The sequence below is a fragment of the Methanobrevibacter sp. UBA188 genome (genome assembly GCF_905234905.1).
Classification (GTDB): Archaea; Methanobacteriota; Methanobacteria; order Methanobacteriales; family Methanobacteriaceae; genus Methanocatella.
In genome coordinates this window covers 1-3,651 of record NZ_CAJOJM010000080.1, presented here as the reverse complement: position 1 = coordinate 3,651, position 3,651 = coordinate 1, and the positions used below count along the sequence as shown (strand labels likewise).

Sequence of the window (3,651 nt, the reverse complement as noted above, 5' to 3'; positions counted from 1 at the left end):
ATGATGTTGTAAAAAAGGTTAGAGAACATTGTTTCATTGAAACTCACGAAAAAGTTCTACCACTTATGCATATTTTTCAATCAACTTTATACAAATATTTTGAATTAATATTCATGAAAAGAAAAAGTAGCTATTAATTATATATAATTTAAAAAAGTAAAATATTATTAATTAACATAATTGAGGTATTATATGAAAGGGCATGAGATAGTTGTCATACTTATGGTCTCTCTACACTACTTTTTTTGAACTTATAATAATTAAAAATTTTCATTCGTATAAAACATATGATATAGTTCGCAACCTTATCGATTTGAACCACAAAACTCTAATATGAAATTTATTTTATTTCATTATCATTAAGAATCGATTAAAATTATTAATTCTTCTAATTTTATTTTTAAATCAGCCATTTCTTTTTCACCGATTTGGGGATTTAATTTATTTTCGATTTCTTCATTTGTTTTGATTGCAAATTTTTGTATTTCTTTTCCTTTAGAGGTTATCTTGATAATTTTTTTTCGGTTATCGTCAGGATCTATTTCCTTTGTTAGGAATTCCTTTTTTGCTAAAATCTTTACGGATTTGGTAATGCTGCTTTTTCCTATATTTGTTTTGTTTGCTAAAAAGTCAATTGAAACACCATCGTTTTTAGCCAAAACCAGCAAAACTCTTGCTTGGCTTATGGTTATGTCCATTTCCTTTAATGCATTGTTCAGGTAGTTGGTATAGGTATAAAAAAGGTCTCCGATTAGAAATCCCAATTTTTTCTCTGACATAGTAACATTTATATACGATGCTTTTAAAATAGTTTTCTATGAAATAGTTTCATAGGCAATAATTTTATATGAAATAAATTTAGCGAGTGGACAACATGAAAACTGCAATAATATACGTATCCTCCCATCATGGAAATACAAAAAAGGTCATTGATGAAATGGCAACAGTAAAAGAAATAGATTTATTCAAGATATCACAAGCTAAAGCTACAGACTTTTCAAACTATGATGCAATAGGATTTGCTTCAGGAGTTTACTATCACAAGCTTCACAAAGGAATAGAAAAACTAGCCTCAGAAATTGATTTGGCAGGAAAGAAAGTATTTACTGTCTATACCTGTGGCATAAACTACATCAATTATGCAAGAGGCATCCAAAAAATCATCAAAGCACAAAATTGTGATTTTGTTGGTGGATTTTCATGCAGAGGCTATGATACATTCGGATTTTTTGAAAAAATTGGCGGAATAGCTAAAGGCCATCCCAATGAAAAGGATTTTAAGAAAGCTCATGAATTCATAAAGAATATATAGGTGATAATATGGCAAAATTATTCAAACCGAAAATGCCGAAAATAGGCGTTGAAGGACACTGGTCAAGCATGAAATTCAGTGAAAACATCCTGCAGGATGCACTGATAAGACATGTTTTAGGATTGACATATCTGCAGATGGCGGATATCGGAGAAGTATTTGAGATTACAGAAAAGTTCAAGTCAGGCACAGAATGGATAGATGCATGGTCTCAAATGGCAATAACCTTGGAAAAAAGAGCGGATGAATCAAACAGCAATGCAACAAAAGAAAGCGCATATCTTAGAGCATCAACATACTGGAGAGTTTCCCTGATGTATTTCAACTCAACAGATGATGAGCGTTTAGCCGAATACTCTCAAAATAGCCTGGACTGCTATCATAAATATCTGGAAGTTTCAGACATTGACGCAACATATGTGGAACTGCCTTATGAAAATACATTCATGCCTGCACATTTCTATAAGTCTCCAGTTGCCGGTGATAAGGCTCCATTGATGATATTGACTCCCGGCCGTGACACATTTGCGGAAGACACCGCATGGATATACAGGCAAGCCCTAAAAAGAGGAATCCACTGTCTTGTTTATGATGGTCCGGGACAGGGATTTGCCTTAAGAATGAATGGAATAACATTCAGGCATGATATAGAAAACGTAATAACTCCAATCATCGATTATTGTCTGGAGAATTATGACTGCATTGATGAAGACAACATAATATTGTTCGGCATCAGCTTTGGGGGATTTCTAGTTCCGCGTGCTGCCATTAATGATGAACGTGTCAGTATGTGCATTGTAGATCCTGGCAACATTAACTGGGGAGGGGCATTTGCTGAGCGATTGGCAGTGATTGAGAAAATGCCGAAAAGGATTCGTCCTGCACAACTGGACTTCATGCTTGAAGACTACATTTACAAACATGGCGCAACAGCCGATACAATATGCGACGAACTTAGAAAATTCGACAATACAGACATCATTGATGATTTGGACTGCATGACAATCGTGATGGATGGAACTTCCGAGATGACTCAAGGCGAAGCAAAGGTATTTTATGACATGCTTGATTGTGAAAAGGAGTATTTACTGTTTGATGAGGATTCAGGTTCCCAGATGCACGCACAAATGGGAGGTTATGCAACAGCCAGTGAATTATTGCTGGATTTGGTTGAAAAACACTTATAATTTCAATTACATTATACTCCAAAAATCAACAATAGTGTTCATATGAAACATATAAAAAAGTTCCGATGCTTATCGATTTTTCATCACTGAAAACTCTTTAATTTATATGAAGAACTCCTATAAAAATACGAACATTTCGTTTAAACAAAGCTAATTCTCAAAACTTTCATTTGGGGAGGTGCTGACATTAACGCCAGAGATATTGAAAATCAAACTTGATTCAACTCATACATATAGCAGGGTTTTTCAAAGCAATTTTCAAATATTGAATTGCAGTCGTTAATGTTAGACATTTATTTTTTCATTCTTTTTTCTAATTTAAACATTTCCTGTTCTGCCATAGGATGATTTTCATCCCAGTCCCTGTCTGGATTTTTCTCATTGGAATTCCACTATATGAAATCCCAATTTGTTTACATAAAAATGGATATTCCTTTTGTCAAAGTAGGGCGTAACTGTTTGCCATATTTCAGTATAGGGATATAAAGATTCTATTTCACTCCAGATTTTTTGTCCGATACCCTTGTTTTGTGTGGAAACATTGACAAATAAAAAATCCAAATGGTTGTGCTGTGTTTTTTCATTTATTTCCACAATCGCACCACCAAGTATTTCATGGTTGTTCTTCATTACATAGGAATGGCTATTCTTTTTGTTTAAGCATTCGTCAATGTCTTTTTCAGGCAGTATTAATTCTTCACTTTTGCCAAAGACCTCTTCATAACCCAATTGAAATGATTCCTGCATTAAGCTTTTAAATTCAACCAAATCTTTATCGGACAATTTAATCAATGCCATGATTATATGTATTGTTATCTAATAATTATACATTTTACCATATCGGCTTAAGAAAAGCAACATCACTGCAATGTGTTAATTGTCCGATTAATTATATATAATTTAAAAATTAGAATATTAATTAATTAAAATTATTTGGAGAGGAAGAGTATGAAAGGGCATGCGAAAGTTGTCATACTTATGTTCTCTCTACACTACTTTTTTTAGAAATCATGATAATTAAATATTTTCATCTATACTGGGTGAAACTGGGATGGTGGAAATACAAATCCTGAACATCTACTATAATCACTGACATAACCTGAACCAACTAATGATGCAAAGGTAACTACTTGAGTATTATTGGAAAAGTTG

General features: G+C 33.1%; 4 protein-coding genes. 2 read left to right on the top strand and 2 right to left on the bottom strand.

The features are described 5' to 3' along the window. Nucleotides 1–359: 359 nt before the first annotated feature. Nucleotides 360–779, bottom strand: a complete 420-nt coding sequence (locus tag QZ143_RS09425) for a MarR family transcriptional regulator (RefSeq protein WP_292883580.1) — start codon at nucleotides 777–779, stop codon at nucleotides 360–362. Nucleotides 780–874: 95 nt separating this feature from the next. Here QZ143_RS09425 and QZ143_RS09420 point away from each other — a divergent pair, with 95 nt between their 5' ends. Further along, nucleotides 875–1,312, top strand: a complete 438-nt coding sequence (locus tag QZ143_RS09420; RefSeq protein ID WP_292883577.1) for a flavodoxin family protein — start codon at nucleotides 875–877, stop codon at nucleotides 1,310–1,312. Nucleotides 1,313–1,320: 8 nt separating this feature from the next. Beyond that, a complete protein-coding gene (locus tag QZ143_RS09415) occupies nucleotides 1,321–2,499 on the top strand; it encodes an alpha/beta hydrolase family protein (RefSeq protein WP_292883574.1) in 1,179 nt (392 codons plus the stop codon). Between the two features lie 378 nt (nucleotides 2,500–2,877). On the opposite strand, the gene QZ143_RS09410 is transcribed toward QZ143_RS09415, so the two are convergent. Then, nucleotides 2,878–3,297: a GNAT family N-acetyltransferase gene (locus QZ143_RS09410; protein ID WP_292600247.1), complete on the bottom strand. Its 420-nt coding sequence runs from the start codon at nucleotides 3,295–3,297 to the stop codon at nucleotides 2,878–2,880. Nucleotides 3,298–3,651 lie beyond the last annotated feature (354 nt).